16 protein-coding genes are annotated in these 18,112 nt (G+C 72.5%); 11 read left to right on the forward strand and 5 right to left on the reverse strand.

What is annotated here, in order from left to right; genetic code table 11:
* The first annotated feature begins 12 nt into the window (after window positions 1-12).
* Genes asnB through BKI49_RS29875 form a run of 5 tightly spaced genes read left to right on the forward strand, consistent with a single transcriptional unit; the run spans window position 13 to window position 5,517 of the window.
* Window positions 13-1,797 (forward strand): asparagine synthase (glutamine-hydrolyzing), encoded by a 1,785-nt coding sequence (asnB, locus tag BKI49_RS29855; RefSeq protein ID WP_095937365.1) that lies wholly within the window; start codon window positions 13-15, stop codon window positions 1,795-1,797.
* 18 nt (window positions 1,798-1,815) lie between these two features.
* Window positions 1,816-2,646, forward strand: coding sequence for a hypothetical protein (locus tag BKI49_RS29860; RefSeq protein ID WP_095937366.1), 831 nt, complete (start codon window positions 1,816-1,818; stop codon window positions 2,644-2,646).
* 9 nt (window positions 2,647-2,655) lie between these two features.
* Window positions 2,656-3,561 carry an aminotransferase class IV gene (locus tag BKI49_RS29865; protein WP_095937367.1) on the forward strand — a complete coding sequence of 302 codons (906 nt, stop codon included), beginning with the start codon at window positions 2,656-2,658 and terminating at the stop codon, window positions 3,559-3,561.
* Complete coding sequence (locus BKI49_RS29870; protein WP_095937368.1) at window positions 3,549-4,508, forward strand: AEC family transporter; 960 nt, start codon at window positions 3,549-3,551, stop codon at window positions 4,506-4,508. The genes BKI49_RS29865 and BKI49_RS29870 overlap by 13 nt, the downstream gene beginning before the upstream one ends.
* A 34-nt stretch (window positions 4,509-4,542) precedes the next feature.
* Window positions 4,543-5,517 carry a TauD/TfdA dioxygenase family protein gene (locus tag BKI49_RS29875; protein WP_095937369.1) on the forward strand — a complete coding sequence of 325 codons (975 nt, stop codon included), beginning with the start codon at window positions 4,543-4,545 and terminating at the stop codon, window positions 5,515-5,517.
* 98 nt (window positions 5,518-5,615) lie between these two features.
* On the opposite strand, the gene BKI49_RS29880 is transcribed toward BKI49_RS29875, so the two are convergent.
* A complete protein-coding gene (locus BKI49_RS29880; protein WP_095937370.1) occupies window positions 5,616-8,432 on the reverse strand; it encodes a beta-L-arabinofuranosidase domain-containing protein in 2,817 nt (938 codons plus the stop codon).
* Between the two features lie 564 nt (window positions 8,433-8,996).
* Between BKI49_RS29880 and BKI49_RS29885 the strand changes: the two genes are divergently transcribed.
* The 3 genes from BKI49_RS29885 to BKI49_RS29895 all read left to right on the forward strand — a co-directional run bounded on the left by BKI49_RS29885 (window position 8,997) and on the right by BKI49_RS29895 (window position 11,684).
* On the forward strand, window positions 8,997-10,268 hold the full coding sequence (locus tag BKI49_RS29885) for a PP2C family protein-serine/threonine phosphatase (RefSeq protein WP_095937371.1): 1,272 nt from the start codon (window positions 8,997-8,999) through the stop codon (window positions 10,266-10,268).
* Window positions 10,269-10,571: 303 nt separating this feature from the next.
* On the forward strand, window positions 10,572-10,934 hold the full coding sequence (locus tag BKI49_RS29890; protein WP_257005012.1) for a hypothetical protein: 363 nt from the start codon (window positions 10,572-10,574) through the stop codon (window positions 10,932-10,934).
* A 6-nt stretch (window positions 10,935-10,940) separates the two neighbouring features.
* The gene (locus BKI49_RS29895; RefSeq protein ID WP_095937372.1) at window positions 10,941-11,684 is read left to right on the forward strand and encodes a cobalt-precorrin-6A reductase; all 744 of its coding nucleotides are present in this window, start codon (window positions 10,941-10,943) and stop codon (window positions 11,682-11,684) included.
* A 210-nt stretch (window positions 11,685-11,894) separates the two neighbouring features.
* On the opposite strand, the gene BKI49_RS29900 is transcribed toward BKI49_RS29895, so the two are convergent.
* Together BKI49_RS29900 and BKI49_RS29905 are read right to left on the reverse strand one after the other, a co-directional pair.
* Entirely contained in the window at window positions 11,895-12,521 is a 627-nt protein-coding gene (locus BKI49_RS29900) for a precorrin-8X methylmutase (RefSeq protein WP_095937373.1), read from the reverse strand.
* Window positions 12,522-12,625: 104 nt separating this feature from the next.
* Window positions 12,626-13,831: a magnesium and cobalt transport protein CorA gene (locus tag BKI49_RS29905; protein WP_179332622.1), complete on the reverse strand. Its 1,206-nt coding sequence runs from the start codon at window positions 13,829-13,831 to the stop codon at window positions 12,626-12,628.
* Between the two features lie 145 nt (window positions 13,832-13,976).
* Here BKI49_RS29905 and BKI49_RS29910 point away from each other — a divergent pair, with 145 nt between their 5' ends.
* A complete protein-coding gene (locus BKI49_RS29910) occupies window positions 13,977-15,092 on the forward strand; it encodes a winged helix DNA-binding domain-containing protein (RefSeq protein WP_095937374.1) in 1,116 nt (371 codons plus the stop codon).
* Between the two features lie 22 nt (window positions 15,093-15,114).
* Here BKI49_RS29910 and BKI49_RS29915 read toward each other — a convergent pair whose 3' ends face one another.
* Window positions 15,115-15,762 carry a LysE family translocator gene (locus BKI49_RS29915; RefSeq protein WP_095937449.1) on the reverse strand — a complete coding sequence of 216 codons (648 nt, stop codon included), beginning with the start codon at window positions 15,760-15,762 and terminating at the stop codon, window positions 15,115-15,117.
* Between the two features lie 64 nt (window positions 15,763-15,826).
* On the opposite strand from BKI49_RS29915, the gene BKI49_RS29920 reads away from it, so the two are divergent.
* Together BKI49_RS29920 and dmpI are read left to right on the forward strand one after the other, a co-directional pair.
* Window positions 15,827-16,693, forward strand: a complete 867-nt coding sequence (locus BKI49_RS29920) for a LysR family transcriptional regulator (protein ID WP_095937375.1) — start codon at window positions 15,827-15,829, stop codon at window positions 16,691-16,693.
* Window positions 16,694-16,797: 104 nt separating this feature from the next.
* Complete coding sequence (gene dmpI / locus BKI49_RS29925) at window positions 16,798-16,980, forward strand: 4-oxalocrotonate tautomerase DmpI (RefSeq protein ID WP_095937376.1); 183 nt, start codon at window positions 16,798-16,800, stop codon at window positions 16,978-16,980.
* A gap of 117 nt (window positions 16,981-17,097) precedes the next feature.
* Here the strand turns inward: dmpI and BKI49_RS29930 are convergent, their stop codons facing one another.
* A complete protein-coding gene (locus BKI49_RS29930) occupies window positions 17,098-17,889 on the reverse strand; it encodes a S1 family peptidase (RefSeq protein ID WP_095937377.1) in 792 nt (263 codons plus the stop codon).
* Between the last annotated feature and the right edge of the window lie 223 nt (window positions 17,890-18,112).

Consider the following 18,112-nt stretch of genomic DNA (forward strand, 5'->3'; position numbering starts at 1 on the left):
CGGGGAACCCGAATGTGCCGCATCCACGGCTGCTTCGGCGGCGAGCCCGTCGCCCCCGAGATCCTGCACGCGGTCGCCCGCGCCCAGCGCCACGGCGGCCCCGACGCGACCACCCTGCACTCCGGTGACGGCTGGGCGCTCGGCAACAACCGCCTCGCCGTCCAGGGTGTCGCCGACGGCCGGCAGCCCTACGAACTCGGCGACCTCACCTGCGTCTTCAACGGCGAGATCTACAACCACCGGGAACTGCGTGCCGAACTCGCCGCCGTAGGCTATGAGTTCCGCGGAGACTGCGACGGCGACGTGCTCCTGCCGCTGTACGAGCGGCACGGCGACGCCTTCGTACGACGGCTGGAGGGCATGTTCGCGATCGCCGTCGTGGACCGTCGGGCCGAACCCTGCCTCAAGCTCTTCACCGACCACGCCGGCATGAAGTCCCTCTACTACCACCTGTCCGCCGACGGCCGCCGGCTCAGCTTCGCCTCCGAACTCGGGGCCCTGTCCCGTTTCCCGGACTTCCCCGGCACGGTCGACCCGCTGACCGTCGACCGCTACTTCGGCGGCCGGGCCGTCTGGGGACCGGACACCGTGTACACCGGCGTCCGTGCCCTGCCGCCGGGCGGCGTCCTGCGCTTCGACGGCACCCGGCCGGAGGTCACACAGTGGCAGCCGGAACCGCCGACACCCGCCGACCGCGACGGTTCCGCCGCCGAACTCCTCGACGCCACCCTGCGCCACGAACTCGGCCGGATGATCCGGGCCGACGTGCCCGTCTGCGTCATCACCAGCGGCGGACTCGACTCCAGCTATCTCACCGCGCTGGCCGCCGACGCCGTACCCGAGACGCACTCCTTCACCATCGCCTACCGCGGTGACTGGCCCGGCGACGAACGGCACTTCGCCCGCGAGGTCGCCGCGCACTGCGGCACCCGCCACCACGAGGTCGAACTCGACCCGGCGGACTTCCCCGACCTGGTCGACCGGTTCGTCCGCCACCTCGACCAGCCCAACAACGCCCCCCACGGCCTGAGCACCTTCGCCCTGTTCGAAGCGGTGCACGACGCCGGATTCAAGGTCGCCCTCACCGGCGACGGAGCCGACGAACTGTTCTGCGGCTACGCCCGCTTCGTGAAGGCGGCCCGCGACGACGGCGCCAACTGGCAGCGCGCCTACCAGGACACGATGGCCGCCGCAGGCACCGCCACCCTGGCCCGCCTCTTCACCCCCGACTACCTGCACCGGATCCACGCCGGAGGCGGCCACTTCGCGGACCGCAACGGCGACGCCCTCGACCGCCGGGTGCGCACCGGCCCGCACGGGAAACTGGAGACCCTGCTCCGCCACGACCAGGAGCGGCGCTTCCCCTCCTACATCCTGCGGCGCGTCGACCATCTCAGCATGGCCCACGCCGTCGAGGCGCGGATCCCGTTCCTCCAGCCGTCCGTGACACGGCTCGCGCACGCCGTGCCGGCCGCGCACAAGGTCGTCGGCGGGACCGTCAAGGCACCGGTCGCCGAGGCCGCCCGCCGCTGGATCCCCCGCAGCGTCCTCGACCGGCCCAAACAGCCCTTCACCCTGCCCGTCACGGCGATGATCAGGCCCGGCGAGGCGCTGTACGACCTCGTGGGCGACACCCTGCTCGGCCCCCGCACCCGCTGCGCGGCCTATGTCCGCCGCGACACCGTACGCGAACTGTTCCGGATGCAGACCGAGCGGCCCGACGCGCACACGGCCGGGGTCCTGTGGTCGCTGCTCGTCCTCGAAACCTGGTTCGCCACCAGAAACCTCCACCCCTGACCCGAAGGAGCACCGCAGATGCCGCACACCCCGACGACCACGCTCGCCGTCGAGTCACTCCTCGGCAAGGCGACGAAAGCCGACATCCGCCGCGACCCGTTCCCGCACGTCGTCCTGCGCGACCCGCTGAGTCCCGCCCTCTACGAGGCCCTCGCCACGACCATGCCGACCGCCGAGTACATCGGCACCCGCATCGGCAAGCCGATCACCTCGAACGAGCGCTACAACTACATGTCCGAGCACATCCTGCGCGACGACGACATGCCGCAGGTGTGGAAGGACTTCGCGACGTACCACGCCTCGCCCGCGTTCTACCGGGAGTTCCTCGACCTGTTCCGCGACGACCTGATCGCCGCGCTGCCGGACACCGAGAACCGGTGCGGCCCGCTGCGCTCGCTGCGTGTCGGCCGCCGCAACCACGACACGTTCGACACCCACGACATCCTCATGGACTGCACCGCCGTCATCAACTCGGCGGTCACCGGGCGCCCCTCCTCCTACCGCGGCCCGCACGTCGACAAGCCGTACAAGCTCTTCGGCGGTCTCTTCTACATGAAGCGGCCCGACGACGACGCCACCGGCGGCCACCTGGAGCTCTACAAGTACCGCGACGGCGCCCACCGGTTCACCACGAGCCCGTCCGAGTACGGCGACAACCGCTTCGACATCGACCCGAAGTACGTCGAGGAGGTCGGCACCATCACCTACGACAGCAACGTCCTGGTGATGTACCCGATCAACCCGCTCGCCCTGCACGGGGTCTCGGTGCGCAGCGTCACCCCGCACGAGCGCCGCTTCGTCGCCCTCGTCGGCGACCTCCAGCACCCGCTCTTCGACCTGGCGCTCTGAGGAGACCCGTTGATTCCCTTCGACCGGCGCACCGGCGAGATCTGGCTCGACGGTACGCACGTCCCCTGGGCGCAGGCCCGCCTGCACGTGCTCAGCCACGGACTCCACTACGCCAGCAGCGTGTTCGAGGGCGTGCGCGTGTACGGCGGCGCCCCGTTCCTGCTGCGCGAGCACGTCGCGCGGCTGCGCGCCTCGGCACGGCTGCTCGACTTCGACCTCGAGCACGACGACGACGTCCTGCACGCGGCGACCCTCGACGTCGTGGCCCGCGCGGGCATCCGCGACGGATACGTCAGGATGAACGCCTGGCGCGGCTCGGAGGTCATCCAGACCGCGGCACTGCACACCTCCGTGCACACGTCGGTCGCCGCATGGGAGATCCCGGCCGGCTACTACGCGGCGGCCGACGCCCAGGACCAGGGCATCGCCCTGCGGACCGCCGAGTACCGCAGGCCCTCTCCGCAGTTCGCGCCGGTCAAGAGCAAGGCCGCCGGGAACTACATGATCGGCACGGTCAGCAAGAACCAGGCGCTGCGCGCCGGCTACGACGACGCGCTGCTGCTGGACGACGCCGGACTGATCGCCGAGGCCACCGGCGCGCACCTCTTCTTCACCCGCGCGGGCGCCCTGCACACACCGACCACCCGGTGCACGATCGACGGCATCACCCGCGCCCAGATCCTGGAGCTGGCGCGCCGCGCCAACATTCCCTGCGCGGTGGAGGACCTGAGTCCCGACTTCGTACGGGAGGCGGACGGCGCCTTCGTCTGCGGCACGGCCTGCGAGGTGCTGCCCGTGTCACGGATCGACGACCACACCTACGAGCCGCGGCGCAACGACCTGGTCCGGCGGATGGTCACCGGCTACCGCGCCCTCACCACCGCGGGGGAGGCCGCCCGCGCATGGGGTCGCTGACGGCGCTGGAGAAACTCGTGCCGGTGGTGCTGGCCTTCGGCTGCGGAGCGCTGCTCGCGCGCCACAAGGCCGTGTCCGCGGACAGCTCGCGGGCCTTCGCCGACTACGCGTTCCTCTTCGCGGTCCCCTGCTACCTCTTCGGCAACATCTACGGCAGCGATCTCGGCGCCCTGTTCGACTGGCGGGCCGTCCTCGCCTACGCGACCACGGCCGCCCTCGCGATCCTCGCCGTCGCCGCCCTCGCGGGCCTGCGCGGTGTCCGCGACCCGCGGGGCGTGGCGCTGCGGATCATGGCCGGGGTGCAGGTGAACACCGCCTACTTCGCCGTACCGGTGTTCATCACGCTCTTCGGTGACGCGGCGCCCGTCTTCCCGGTCCTGCTGTTCCAGGTGTGCGTCCTGACCCTTGTCGTCGTCTCCGTCATGGAACTCGGCGGGCCGGCGGGCGGCCGGGCCGCGGCGCCGGGAGGGCGGACGCTGCTACGGGCCGTCGGGGCCTCCCTCGTCACACCCGTCGTCCTCGCATGCAACGCCGGGATCCTGCTCAACCTGCTCTCGGTGCACGTCCCGAAGGCGGCGCTGGACGCCTTCTCGTTCGTCGGCGACAGCGCCTCCCCGGTGGCGCTGTTCGCCCTCGGACTGCACCTGGGCGGCAGCGGCCTCGGCATCCGGGGCACCACCAGGGAGGAGATCGCGCTGGTCGGCTTCAAGTGCGTCGTCTTCCCCCTGATGGCGTGGGTGGTCTGCGGCGCCGTCTTCGGCGTCGGCGGCGACTGGCTGCGCTACCTGGTGCTGATCGCCGCGATGCCCGCCCCGCAGAACCTGTTCCTCTTCGCCCAGCGCTACGACATCGGCGTCGACCTGTCGGCCGCCCTCGTGATCAAGAGCTCGGTCGCGGCCCTCTTCCTGCTCCCGCTGTGGATGCAGTGGGCGGTCCACGTCGGCTGAGCGGTCCTCCATCCCTCGTACGGAAGGCAGCATCATGACCGTGTCCACGAAAGCGGGCGCGCCCGCCACCCGCATCGACGTGCGCCGGGTCGCCGGCCACATCGGCGCCGAGATCTCCGGGATCGATCTGCGCGACGACCTGGACGAGGCGACGATCGCCGAGATCCGGCAGGCCGTGCTCACCCACCGCGTCGTCTTCTTCCGCGGCCCCGACATCGGGCACGCCCGGCACGTCGCCTTCGGACGGCTCTTCGGCGAACTGACGCGACGGCCCGGGAAGAAGCACGGCGTCGCCCCCGACGGCTTCCCGGAGATCCTCACCGTCGACCCGAAGGCGGACACCGAGCGCTACGGCAGCGACTTCGAGGAGCACTACCGCCGCAAGTGGGTCTCCCCGCTGGCCGGCTGGCACAGCGACCTCACCCAGGCCGTCAATCCGCCCGCCGCCTCCATCCTGCGCGCCGAGCGGACACCCTGGTTCGGCGGCGACACCCAGTGGACCAACACGGTGGCCGCCTACGAGGGCCTGTCCCGGCCGCTGCGGGACCTCGTCGACTCGCTCCAGGCCGAGCACGCCTTCTTCACCGGCGTGCACCTGCGCCACTCCGACGCGCGCGACCGCGAGATCCTCAAGCTGTACTGCGACGACCCGCAGGTCGCCGTCCATCCCGTCGTCCGCGTCCATCCCGAGACGGGGGAGCGGGCGCTGTTCGTGAGCCCCGGCTCCACCACCCGCGTCGTCGGCTTCTCCGAACTGGAGAGCCGCCGCCTGCTCGACCTGCTCTTCGAGCACCTGACCAGCGCCGAGTACACGGTCCGCTTCCGCTGGGAGCCCGGCAGCATCGCCTTCTGGGACAACCGCACCACCTGCCACCTCGCGCCCACCGACTTCGCGCAGCTGGGCGCCGACCGCGTGATGCACCGCGTCACGCTCCTCGGCGAACCCGCGGTGGGCCCGGACGGCTTCACCTCCCGGCTGGTGGCGGGCGAACCGCTGCGGGCCTGGTAGCCCGCGGGGCTCCGGCGCGCGGGAGGACGTTCAGGGAAGCCCGGCGGAGGGCCCACGCCGAGTCCCGGCGGGCGCGGAGGGCGTACGCGGAGCGCCGGTCAGGTTGCCCGCGCGTAGGAGGCGTTCCGCGCCGTGTCGACCACCTTCCGGCCGTCGCCCGCGGAGAGCAGTCCCGCCGACACCCAGGTGTCCACCGTCTCCCGCACCCGCCGCACCAGCGCGCTCTTTCCGCCGAAGGGCGCCGCCGCCCAGATCTCGTCGAGCAGGGTGGCGCCGTCCTCCCGGGCCGGGTTGGCGACGCCGGAGTCGGTGCCGCCGAACACCACCGAGGGTTCGGCGCGCCTGAAGTAGACGTGCGTCGGGTCCTCGGTCCCCTCGGAGAACGGGGCGAACTCCGTGCCGTCCAGCGTGTAGTGGAGCGGTCTCCCGGTGACGGGGGTGAGCGTGGGCAGCAGGTCGCCGGAGAGGGCCGCGTCGCGGTAGAGCCCGAACGGCAGCAGGTCGGTGGAGGTGTTCCGGGCGACCAGGTTGACGGGCCCGTGGAACAGGGCCTGGAGGGACGGGTCGTCCAGGGCCTTCTCCACCCGCACCCGGAACGGCACGACGACACGGACGGTGTCGCCCGGCCGCCAGGTCCGGGACACGCCGAAGTAGCTGCCGGGCACCGGAGTCCCGTCGACCGCACGGCCGTTGACGGTCACCCGGAACCCGTCGCCCGCCCACACCGGCACCCGCAGCCGCATCTCGAACGCCGCACGGCCGCCCCCGACGACGAGCGTGGCGCCCTGCTCGCTCGGATAGCGGGTGGTCTGGGTGACGGTGACGCCCTTCTCGGCCCAGGTCAGCGTGGTCGGACTGTACAGATTCACGTAGAGCGCGCTGCCGTCCGCCTCCGTGAAGTACACCGAGTCCTGGTACTTGGTGGCGCTCTCCATGCCGGTGCCCTCGCAGCAGGTGGTGCCCTGCTTGGGGGTGTAGTCCCGCACATGGCCCGGCTCCAGACCGATGAAGTAGGTGACCAGCGGCCGTTCCGCGTCCCCCTTGTTCTGCTTGTCCTGCTTCGAACCGAGCACCTGGTTGTACAGGGCCCGTTCGTAGTGATCCATGTACTTCGCGTCCCGCGTGTGGAAGAACAGCATCCGGCTGAGCTTGAGCATGTTGTACGCGCAGCAGGTCTCGGCGTTCGTGGCGCCGAGCGTGCCCGCGATCACCCCGTGGGCCTTCCAGAACTCGCCGGTGCTCGTGCCGCCGATCGCGTACGTCCGGCCCGGGACGACCATGTCCCAGAAGTTCGTCGCGGCGTCCAGGTAGCGCCGCTCGCCCGTCGCGTCGTACAGCCGCAGCAGTCCGGTGAAGATCGGGATGTGCTGGTTGGCGTGCAGTCCGTCGAGGACGTCGTCGCCGGCCGCGCACGCGTCGATGAGCCTGTCGAGGTCGAACAGCCGGGCCAGCGCGAGGTGTTCGGCGTTGCCGGTGAGGGCGTGCAGGTCGCAGACCGCCTCGACGACGCCGCCGAACTCGCCACTGGAGAAGATGCCCCACATCCGCTGGAGGGTGGCGCGGGGCAGCCGCGACAGCCGGGAGTACATCCAGTCGCACATCCCGGAGGCGAGGTCGAGGGCCCGTTCGTCGCCGGTGTACAGATGGGCGTCGAGCAGTCCGCGCAGCATCTTGTGGGCGGTGTAGTACGGCGCCCACACCTTGGTGTAGTCGCCGCTCGTCATCGACTCCAGCAGGATGAACTGCGTCTCGGGGTACGCCGCGAGGAACCCGGGATGGCTCGGCCCGCCCCAGGTGCGGCGCAGGGTGGCGTCCAGCCCGCGGCCGGAGCCGTCCGCGAAGGCGGAACCGGCGGTCTCGTCGAAGGCGTACGCGGCCAGGTCGCCGCGGCCCGCGGAGGTGTCCGCGGCCCGGCTGCCCCGCAGCGCCGCGATCTCCTCGCCGGTCAGCGCCCGCGGCCATATGTTGAACTCGTCGAAGGCACCGGCGAACACCGGGTCGGAGGAGAAGTTCGAGCGGCCCAGCCAGTTGTTCCGCAGAGTGCCGAGGGCGGCCGGCGTGAGGGCCATCGCCGGGTTGCGGGCGACGGCGGTTCCGTCGACGTAGAGGGTGCCGGTGCCGTCCGCGATCGTGACCGCGAGATGGCTCCACTCGCCCAGGGGCAGCGCGGCGGTGCCGTCCAGGCCCTGTTCCCCGCCGGGGCCCGCGGTGGTGACGGCGAACCGGGGGACACCGTCCGCGTTGCGGGCGGCGAGGTAGAGGTAGCGGGTGGTGTCGTCACCGAAGTCGAGGACGCGGCCCCAGGCGGCGTCGTGGCTCGGCCTCACCCAGGCCGACAGGGTGATCGCGTGGGCGCCGCCGAGCACTCCGGCCGGCAGGTCGACGTACAGGTGGGAGCCCCGGACGTGCTCGGTGGCGGTGCCGAACCTGCCCGCGACGCCGAGGACGCGCGGCTCGTGTCGCAGGGCCTCGCGCACCTCGGTGAGCGCGGTGACCATGGAGCCGACCTTCTCGGCGTGGGCGCGGTCGCCGGTCCCGGCGTACGCCTGGGCGAGCATGGTCAGGAAGTGCCCGGTGTAGTGGCCGCGGAGGTTGCCGTTCGCCTCGCCGTCGAGGCCCTCCCAGCCACCGGGCGCGACCGCCCCGCGGGTGGAGAGCCCGGCGTTCGCGCGGAACACCTGGAGCAACCGGTCGACGTCGTAGCCGCGGGCGTGATCGAGCATGAGGGCGCGTTTGGCGGCGAACACGCCCTCGCCGAGCGTGACTTCGCTCAGCGGGAAGGGCCGGACGGCCCAGGAGGTCGGCGTGGGGAGCGCGGCGGAGGCCGCCGGACCGGAGCCGGCGTACGCGACTCCGGGGGCCGCGGTGGCGACCAGCGCGGACCGCAGCAGTGAGCGTCGGGACAGGGGTGTCATGGCGGGCGTTCCTCGTCTCGATGGGGCCGGCTGCCGGGCGCAGGACGGTCGACGGTCCTGTTGTTCGAAATACCGTGCATCGTGCGAAGAGTCGACCAGAAGATAGATTTCCGGCAAGGACACGTCAACGCTTTCGACAGGTTTCGACACCGGCTGACACGACCCGCACCGGGCATGGGGCGCGGACTCCGGAGCGCGGTGAGGTGCGGGCCCCGGGGCGCGGTGAGGTGCGGGCCCCGGGACGCGGTGAGGTGCGGGCCCTGGTGTGCCGGGGAGGCGAGGGTGCCCGGGTGCCGTGGGGCGGGCGTGGCGGGACACCGGGAGGCGAGCGCTGCGGGCCGCCGGGCCGGGGCGCGGGACACCGGGAGGCGAGGGCCCCGCAGGGCTCACATCGACGCCGGGGGGGGGCACGGCGGGGCCGCCGCCCGCCGGTCCGGGCGGCTGCGGGCCCGCCCCGCACGGAGGCACCGGCCCCGCGGCGCGACTCCGCCCCGTGACCGGGCGCGACCGACGGAGGGCTCCTAGATTAGGAGAAGGCGGGTCACTAGGACCGGTGGGAATCACGTGACGTCACCTGAGATCGACTACGCGGCGCTTTTCGCGGCCACGCCGAGTCCCTATCTCGTACTGGGACCCGACTTGGTGATCGTCGACGTGAACGGGGCTTACCTGGAGGCGACCGACCGCACACGTGAGAACCTGCTCGGCCAGTACATCTTCGACGCCTTCCCCGACAACCCGTCCGACCCGGACGCGGACGGCGTGCGCAATCTGGGGGCCTCCCTGCGCCGGGTCCTGGAATCCGGCAAGCCGGACACCATGGCGCTGCAGAAGTACGACATCCCGATCATCCTCCGGCCCGGCCAGTTCGAGGAACGCTGGTGGTCCCCGATCAACACCCCCGTCCTGAGCCCGGACGGCAAGGTGGCCTGGATCATCCACCGGGTGGAGGACGTCACCGCCTTCGTCCAACAACGCCGCTCACACGACCGGCAACGGAGCGGGGACACGGACGGGCGCGGAGAGGAGAGCGTGGGCACGCCCGGCGAGGAGGTCGAGGCGGAGCTGTACGCCCGCGCCCGGGAGCTCCAGCACCTCAACGAGGAGCTGCGCCAGGCCCACGCCCGCGAACGCCAGGTGGCCGTCACCCTCCAGGAAGCCATGCTGCACTCCCCGGATCTCGACCGGCACACCGACATAGCCGTGCGCTACCTGCCCGCCGTGGGCTCCCTGAACGTGTGCGGCGACTGGTACGACGTCGTGGACCTGCCCGGCGGCCGCTTCTCCGTCTCGGTCGGCGACGTCGTCGGCCACGGCCTGGAGGCGGCGACCGTCATGGGCATGCTCCGCAGCGCCCTGAGCGCCGCCACCCGTACCGTGGACGGTCCCGCGAAGGCCCTGGAGGTGCTGGGCCTGTACGCGCGCTCGGTCGAGGGCGCGCTGGTCACCACCTCGGTGTCGGTGCTCATCGACACCCGCAGGCGGCGGATCCTGTACAGCAGCGCCGGTCACCCACCGCCCGTCCTGCTGCACACCGACGGCACCTTCCAATTGCTGGACCGCGCCACCGACCCACCACTGGGGGCCCGCCCCGCACACGTGGCCCGCCCCCAGGTCGGCCTCCTGTACGACCCGGGCGACACCCTGGTCCTGTACACCGACGGGCTCATCGAGCGCCGCGGCGAGGACATCGACGTGGGCCTCGCCCGGCTGACCGACTCCCTCGCGGCCTGCAGCCGGCTCGGTCCCGAGCGCCTCGCCGACGCACTGCTCGGCCGCCTCGGCGTCATCGGCGGCGCCCGCGACGACATCGCGTTGGTCGTCGTACGGCTCTGACACCCCGGCCCGGTCCCACGCGGCCGGGGGCGGCCCGGACGGGAACGGCACCCGGGCCCGCCGATGGCCTCTGTTAGGCTCCCCTGGCCTCCCGCGGGGGAAGTCCGGTGAGAATCCGGCGCTGACCCGCAACGGTGTGCGCGCGGACCGGACGGTCCGTCGCGCGAGCCCGATCGCCCGAGGGTGGCGCGACCCGTTGACTGCTCGCCGTGGACTGCGAGAGGGGACCGCGCGGCGGCGTGTGCCGCCCGGGCCGACTCCTGCTCGGTGCCCCGCGGCCCGAGGCGAAGGACCGCCGACCGTGTGCGCCGACACCCCGGCCGAACACCCGTCCCGCCGACGGTCGGTGTCCTGGGACTCCTGCTGCTCGTGTCGCTCGTGGGCGGGGTGGGACTCCGAGCCGCCGGCATCGGCTGGGGAGAGGTCCTCCGGTTCCTCTGGGCCGGCGCCACCGGCGGAACCGTGCACGCCGAGGATGCCGCCCCTTACACCATCGTCCGGGAGATCCGGCTGCCGCGCGTCCTGCTCGGCGCCGTCGTCCTCCTCGACCACGCCGACCTCGTCGAGAGCCCGCGCGACCCGTCGGCCGTGGAACGCCTCGGGGCCCGTCTGCGGACCGTGGCCGGGCAGGACGCGGAGAATCGGGCGGACGGAGAAGGGAACTGAAGCACCGTGCACGTACTGATTCTCGGTGGGACGACCGAGGCCCGCCGCCTGGCCGAGACCCTGAAGGACCGGGCTCCGCAGCTGCGGGTGACCACCTCCCTGGCAGGGCGGGTGACCGCGCCCCGGATGCCACCGGGCGAGGTGCGCGTGGGCGGTTTCGGCGGGGCCGGGGCACTGGCCGCGTGGCTGCGCGCGCACCGGGTGGACGCGCTCGTCGACGCCACACACCCCTTCGCCCGGACGATCAGCGCCCATGCGGCCGAGGCCGCGGCCGGCACCGGCGTTCCGCTGCTCGCCGTGCGCCGACCCGGGTGGGTCCCCGAAGAGGGCGACGACTGGTACGAGGCGGGATCGCTCGCCGAGGCGGCGGGGCTGCTGCCCGCGCTGGGGCGGCGGGTGTTCCTCACCACGGGCCGGACGGGGCTGGCCGCCTTCGCCCACCTCGACGCGATCCGATTCCTGGTCCGCTCGGTGGAAGCGCCGGAGGCCCCGCACCCCCGGCACATGGAAGTCGTCCTGGACCGCGGCCCGTTCACGCTCGAAGGGGAGCGCGAGCTGCTGCGCCGGCACCGGATCGACGTCCTGGTCACCAAGGACAGCGGTGGCGCGGCCACGGCCGCGAAGCTGCGCGCGGCACGCGAGGCGGGCCTGCCGGTGGTCGTCGTACGGCGCCCGCCGCTGCCGGAGGGCGTCCGCTGCGCCGCGGGCCCGGACGAGGCCGCCCACTGGCTCCTCACGCACGGCCGCTGACCGGCGCCCGCTTCTCGCGCACGGGCGCCGACTCGGGCCGAGGGGCTCGCCGTACGCCGTGCCGACTCGGGCCGAGGGGCTCCTCGTACACGGGCGCCGACCTGCGCCCAGGGGGCTCCTCGCGGGCGGGCGCCGACCGAAGTCGTACGGCGCCGGGTGAAGCTGATCGCCCTGTCGTGTCGGCTGCGGCGCGGCGGGCCGATCAGCCCGCTACTCCTCCTCGCTCGCGATCGCGTTGAGGGCGGCGGCCGCGATGGCGCTGCCGCCGCGACGGCCCCGGACGACCAGGTACTCCAGGGCGGACGGGTGCGCGGCGAGCGCGTCCTTCGACTCGGCGGCGCCGACGAAACCCACCGGGACGCCGATGACGGCGGCCGGACGGGGCGCACCCTCCTCGATCATCTCCAGCAGCCGGAACAGCGCGGTGGGCGCGTTGCCGACCGCGACGACGGCACCCTCCAGCCGGTCCCGCCACAGTTCCAGTGCCGCGGCGCTGCGCGTGGTGCCCAGCTTCGCGGCCAGGTCCGGCACGGCAGGGTCGGACAGGGTGCAGATCACGTCGTTGCCGGCGGGCAGCCGCTTGCGGGTCACACCGCTGGCGACCATGGACACGTCGCAGAGAACGGGCGCGCCCGAGCGCAGGGCCTCTCGGGCACGGGCCACCACACCGGCCGAGTACGCGATGTCACCGACGAGATCGACCATCCCGCAGGCGTGGATCATCCGCACCGCGACCTGGGAGACGTCGGCGGGCAGTCCCGCGAGGTCCGCCTCGGCGCGGATGGTGGCAAAGGACTCGCGGTAGATCGCCGCGCCGTCCTTCTCGTACTCGAACACCGTGCTCCTCCTGGTCGTGCGGACACGGCGGCGAGCATACGCACCCGGCTCCGGGCACCGGACGGACGCCCCGGCTCTCCCGCCGGGACCGGTCCCGGGCCGGCCTAGAGCCAGTCGCGCCGCTTGAAGATGACGTACAGGCTCACGCACACCACGCCCATCAGGCCGATCGCGAACGGGTACCCGAAACCCCAGTGCAGTTCCGGCATGCTCTGGAAGTTCATGCCGTAGATCGTGCCCACGAGGGTCGGCGCGAAGAGGATGGCCGCCCAGGCCGAGATCTTCTTGATCTCCTCGTTCTGCTCGAAGCCCGCCTCCGCCAGCGCGCGCATCTCGGCGTTCTGCTGCTGCGTCACCAGGGTGGCGTTGACGGTGAGGATGTCGGTGAGGGCCTGGCGGAAGCCGTCGACCCGCTCGCTGGTGTGGGTGACGTGGTCGGCGACGTCACGGAGGTAGCGCTGGAGCTCCTCGTCGGTGCCGTACTTGGCGAAGCCCGCCATCAGGCCGTGCAGCATGCCGACCAGCGGGCGGGTGGCGCGCTGGAACTCCACCATTTCCCGGGAGAGTTCGTAGATGCGGCGGGAGACCTCCGGGTCGCCGCGGAAGACCTCGGTCTCGATCTCGTCGATGTCGTTCTGGACGCCGGCGACGACCGGCACGTACCCGTCGACGACGGAGTCGAGGATCGCGTACAGCACGGCCTCCGGGCCGAGCTTCAGCAGCTCCGGGGTGTCCTCCATGCGGCGGCGCACCGCGGAGAGGTCCGGCGCCGCCTCGTGCCGGACCGTGATCACGAAGTCGGGCCCCACGAACACGTGCAGCTCGCCGAAGTCGACCTCCTCAGGCGCGTCCAGATACCGCGCCGCGCGCAGCACGACGAAGAGGGTCTCGCCGTAGCGCTCCAGCTTCGGACGCTGATGGGCCTCCATCGCGTCCTCGACGGCCAGCGGATGCAGGTCGAACTCCGCCGCCAGCGACAGGAGTTCGGACTCGGTGGGACGGGCCAGGCCGATCCAGGCCATCCCGGCCGGCTGCTCGCGCAGCTCACGGAAGGTGTCGGCCAGCGACGCGGGCGTCGAGACGCGGACACCGTCGCGGTACAGCGCCGCCTGCACGACGCTGCCCATGTCGGCGGGTTCCGGCGCCGGCGGTCCGGAGCGGGGCGCGGAGGCCGACGAGGGCGGTGCGGCGGGCGGGTTCAGGGCGCGCCGCCAGGCGGACATCCGGGTGTCCTTCCCGCCCCGGGCGTCCGCGGCCTCGCCCGCGTCGCGGCCGTTCTTCGAGGTCGGGCGGGCGCGTCGGTCGGACATCGCGGCTGCCTCCTCCGTCGAACGCGCGTCTGTGTGATCACGGAGCAGGATATACGGGGCAAACGGCCTGGGGCGCCCGCTCCCTCGGGGATCCGGTGAGAATCGAGGACAGAGATTGTCCGCAAGTGGGGCTAGCGTGCGGAGCATGACGAAGACGACCACGACGGCCCCCGTGCTCGGCACCCGCGCGCTCAACCGCGCGACCCTCGACCGCCAGCTGCTGCTGCGCCGTTCCCCGCTGTCCGCGAAGGCCGCCGTCGAGCACCTGCTCGGTCTCCAGGCGCAGAACGTGAAGCCGCCGTACTACGCGCTCGCCGCCCGCCTCGACGGATTCGCCCCGAAGGCGCTGTCCCGGCTCATGGCCGACCGGGAGGCCGTCCGCATCGTCACCCTGCGCTCCACCATCCACACCCACACCGCCGACGACGCCCTCACCCTGCGCCCCCTCGTGCAGGCCGCCCGCGACCGCGAGCTCGTCGGCTTCCGCAAGGGGCTGACCGGCGTCGACCTGGACCGGCTCGCCGCGGTCGCCCGTGAACTGGTGGAGGCGGAGCCGCGCACCATGAAGCAGCTGCGTGAGGCGCTGCTGGCCGACTGGCCGGACGCCGATCCCTTCGCGCTGTCGGTCGCCGCGCGCTGCCGGCTGCCGCTCGTCCAGGTCACCCCGCGCGGCCTGTGGGGGCAGAGCGGGCAGGTCGCGCTCACCACCGCCGAACACTGGCTGGGCCGCCCCGCCGAACCGGCCCCGGCTCCCGACGAGACCGTCCTGCGCTATCTCCGGGCCTTCGGCCCCGCCTCCGTCAAGGACATGCAGACCTGGGCCGGCCTGACTCGCCTGCGCGAGGTCTTCGAACGGCTCCGGCCCCGGCTGCTCGTCTTCCGCGACGAACACGGCGTCGAACTCTTCGACCTCCCCGACGCGCCCCGCCCGGACGCGGACACCCCCGCCCCGCCGCGGTTCCTGCCCGAGTTCGACAATCTGCTGCTGTCCCACGCCGACCGCACCCGGGTGGTGCCCGCCGACCTCAAGGGGCGCTCCTGGCAGGGCAACCAGGCGTACTGCACCCTGCTCGTCGACGGCTTCCTGGCCGGGGTGTGGAAGCTGACGGAGGACGCCCTCGTCATCGAGCCGTTCGGCACCCTGACGAGGGCGCAGCGCGCCGAGGTGACCGAGGAGGGGCAGCGGATGCTCGGCGTCCTGCACGAGGGGGAGCCGGGGAAGACGTACGACATCCGGTTCGGGACCGTCGTACGGGCCTGAAGTCCGCCGGCTCGCCCGGGAGTCAGTCCGCCCGGCCCGTCACCGCCACCGTCACGCCGAGCCCGATCATCGTGAAGCCGCCCGCGCCGCCGATGAGGGAGAGACGGCGGTCGGAGCGGGCGAACCAGGCGCGGGCCGCCGACGCGGTCAGGCCCCACAGCGTGTCCGTGACCAGGCCGATCGAGATGGGGACCAGACCGAGCAGCAGCATCTGCAACGGCACGTGCCCCGCCGCGTGGTCGACGAACTGGGGGAGCACCGCGGCGAAGAAGACGATGCCCTTGGGGTTGGTGACCCCCACGAGCGCACCGTCCAGCAGGGTGCGGAGGTCGCCACGGGGCGCAGCCGCGGCGTCCGTCCGGATCGTGGAGGCCTTCATCTCCTTGCGGTGCCGGAACGCCTGCACGCCCAGGAACACGAGATAGGCCGCGCCGGCCAGCTTCACGGCGAGGTACACCGTCACCGAACGCTCCACCAGCGAGCCGATCCCGAAGGCGACGGCTACGACCAGCAGGTACGAGCCGACCACGTTGCCGAGCGCCGTCGCCACCGCGGTGCGCCGGCCGTGCGCGAGCGCCCGCCCGATGACGAACAGCACGCTGGGTCCGGGAATCACGATCACCAGCAGCGACATCGCGGCGAAGGCCAGGAAACGGTCCGTGGACACCATGCCCATCACCCCCAAGGGACCCCATTCAAACAGCCGGTGCTCGGCGCGGCCTACAGTCCGTGGCATGGAACTGCGGCAGCTCGGCTATTTCGTGACGGTCGCCGAAGAACTGCACTTCGGGCGGGCGGCGGAGCGGCTGCACATCGTGCAGTCCGCCGTGAGCCAGCAGATCCGGCGCCTGGAACGGGAGTTGGGCGCCGAACTCTTCGACCGCTCGCCGCGGCACGTGCGGCTCACCGGCGCGGGGGAGCGGCTGCTGCCGGAGGCCCGTGCGGTGCTCGCCGCGGCCGACCGGGCCCGTGCGGCCGTCGCCCCGCGCCACGGCCTGCGGATCGGGACCAGCACCGGCCTCGGTGAGCATCTGGACCGGGTACTGGCCGCGTTCGCGCGGCTCGCCCCCGGAGTGCCGGTCGAACTGGTCTCCGTGCCGGCGCGGGAGCGGCTCGCGCAGGTCGCGGACGGGCGTCTGGACGCGGCGTTCGTCCGGTCCCCGGAGCCCGCGCCCGGCCTGCGGATCGTGCCCCTGTGGCCCGACCCGCTGGTCGCCGCCGTCCCGGCCACCCATCCGCTCGCCGCGCGGGACACGCTGGACCTCGGCGAGCTGGCCGCGCTGCCGCTCAGCATCACCGAGCGCCGCCACAACCCCGCGCTCGTCGACCTGGTGATCGGCGCCTGTCACGACGCCGGATTCGAACCGCCGGCGGGGCCGGTGAGCGGATCGCTGCAGGACACCCTCGCCACCATCGGCAGCCGCCCGCTGTGGACGGTCGTGTACGCCTCGCACGCACGCGTCGTGCAGACGCCGCGGGTCGCCTTCGTGCCGTTCCGGGCGCCGGGCCTCACGCTGACCACGGGGCTCGCGGTGCATGCCGCGGCACCCCCGCCGCACTGGGACGCGCTGCTCGCGGCCTGCGGCGATCACGGGAACTGATCGCTGCGCTCTCGGTCTGCTCCTTGGCCGGCCGCGCCCCGCGCGATGGACTGTTCCCGTCCGCACGAAGCGGCACGAGCCGCCGTACGCAAGGGAGTTCAGCGATGCCCATCGTCACCGTCCAGCAGGGTCCGCGCGATGCCGAGCTCAAGCGGGACCTCGTCAAGCGTGTCACCGACGCCTTCGTCGACGCGTACAGGATCCCGGCCGAGTCGGTGCAGGTGTGGATCCACGAGGTGCCGGCGGACAGTTGGGGTACCGCGGGGAAGCTGACCGCCGACAAGTAGAGGGGTTGGACAGGGGGCGCTGCGGACCGCTCGTGGAGGCTCGCAGCGCCCCCTGGCTCTCACCTGAGGTGTACCTCAGGAATTCATGGCCGGCCCGATGGCCGGGGCGGGCGCCGGCTAGGAGGCGACCTGTGCGGTCACCAGGCCGGAGAACGTGGTCAGCCGGGTGTAGACGCCCGGGTAGCCGGCCTCGGCGCATCCCTCGCCCCACGAGGTGATGCCCGCCAGGACACCGCCGATGAGCAGCGGGCCGCCGCTGTCGCCCTGGCAGGTGTCGACGCCGCCCGAGGCGTACCCGGCGCAGACCATGTCGGACGCCACGAAGTCCGAGCCGTACGAGCTCGCGCAGCCGGAGTCGGACACGATCGGGACGGTCGCCGTGCGCAACTGGTTGGAGGAGGCGCCGTTCTCGGAGGTGGTGCCCCAGCCGACGATGCGGGCGGTGGCGCCGGTCGCGTACACGCCGGTGTCCGAGGAGGACACGTACTTCGCGGTGGCGTACGGCATCGACGTGGACAGGGTCAGTACGGCCACGTCGTCGCCGTTGGAGGCGTCCGTGTAGTCGGGGTCGATCCAGATCTTGCTGACCTTGCTGACGGTGCCGTTCGTGCCGTTCAGATAGGTTCTGCCGCCGACCACGCGGACGCTGCCCGTAGTCTCGCCGACCATGCAGTGGGCGGCGGTGACGACCTTGTTCGCAGCGACCAGGGTGCCCCCGCAGAACTGGTTCTGGGAGGCGTCCGTGATCTGCATCATGAACGGGTACGCGGTCGTCGTGGTCGTCGTGCCGCCGACGATCGGCTGCGGGAGGGCCACGGCGGAGGGGGCGCCGAGCAGGGCGGTCGTGGCGGCGGCAGCGGTCGCCGCACAGACGGCGGCTGTCTTCTTGGCGCGGTTGAGCCCGGACATGGGTCTCCTCGGAGGTTTGCCGGTGGGGGGACGCGCGGGTGGGGGGTGGTGCACGACGCCCCTGGCTGGGGAGCCGTGTGCCCGAGCGAGCGGCACGTGGATCACGCTAGGAGCGGTTGCCGCCGCTGCCCAATGAGGGAACCCCCTAGGGGGATTGGGGGAGGGAAAACCCTTGGGTGGGCGGGGTGGGGTTTGGTGTGCTGTGCCGCCCGTTTGGTCCTGT

This window comes from Streptomyces sp. Tue6028 (assembly GCF_002300165.1).
Classification (GTDB): Bacteria; Actinomycetota; Actinomycetes; order Streptomycetales; family Streptomycetaceae; genus Streptomyces; species Streptomyces siamensis.

Excerpts from the sequence above, each read along its gene's own strand:
- asnB (WP_095937365.1), top strand. The coding sequence starts at position 13 with ATGTGCCGCATCCACGGCTGCTTCGGCGGCGAGCCCGTCGCCCCCGAG.
- BKI49_RS29860 (WP_095937366.1), top strand. The coding sequence starts at position 1,816 with ATGCCGCACACCCCGACGACCACGCTCGCCGTCGAGTCACTCCTCGGC.
- BKI49_RS29870 (WP_095937368.1), top strand. The coding sequence starts at position 3,549 with ATGGGGTCGCTGACGGCGCTGGAGAAACTCGTGCCGGTGGTGCTGGCC.
- BKI49_RS29875 (WP_095937369.1), top strand. The coding sequence starts at position 4,543 with ATGACCGTGTCCACGAAAGCGGGCGCGCCCGCCACCCGCATCGACGTG.
- BKI49_RS29880 (WP_095937370.1), bottom strand. The coding sequence starts at position 8,432 with ATGACACCCCTGTCCCGACGCTCACTGCTGCGGTCCGCGCTGGTCGCC.
- BKI49_RS29905 (WP_179332622.1), bottom strand. The coding sequence starts at position 13,831 with ATGTCCGACCGACGCGCCCGCCCGACCTCGAAGAACGGCCGCGACGCG.
- BKI49_RS29910 (WP_095937374.1), top strand. The coding sequence starts at position 13,977 with ATGACGAAGACGACCACGACGGCCCCCGTGCTCGGCACCCGCGCGCTC.
- BKI49_RS29915 (WP_095937449.1), bottom strand. The coding sequence starts at position 15,762 with ATGGTGTCCACGGACCGTTTCCTGGCCTTCGCCGCGATGTCGCTGCTG.
- BKI49_RS29920 (WP_095937375.1), top strand. The coding sequence starts at position 15,827 with ATGGAACTGCGGCAGCTCGGCTATTTCGTGACGGTCGCCGAAGAACTG.
- dmpI (WP_095937376.1), top strand. The coding sequence starts at position 16,798 with ATGCCCATCGTCACCGTCCAGCAGGGTCCGCGCGATGCCGAGCTCAAG.
- BKI49_RS29930 (WP_095937377.1), bottom strand. The coding sequence starts at position 17,889 with ATGTCCGGGCTCAACCGCGCCAAGAAGACAGCCGCCGTCTGTGCGGCG.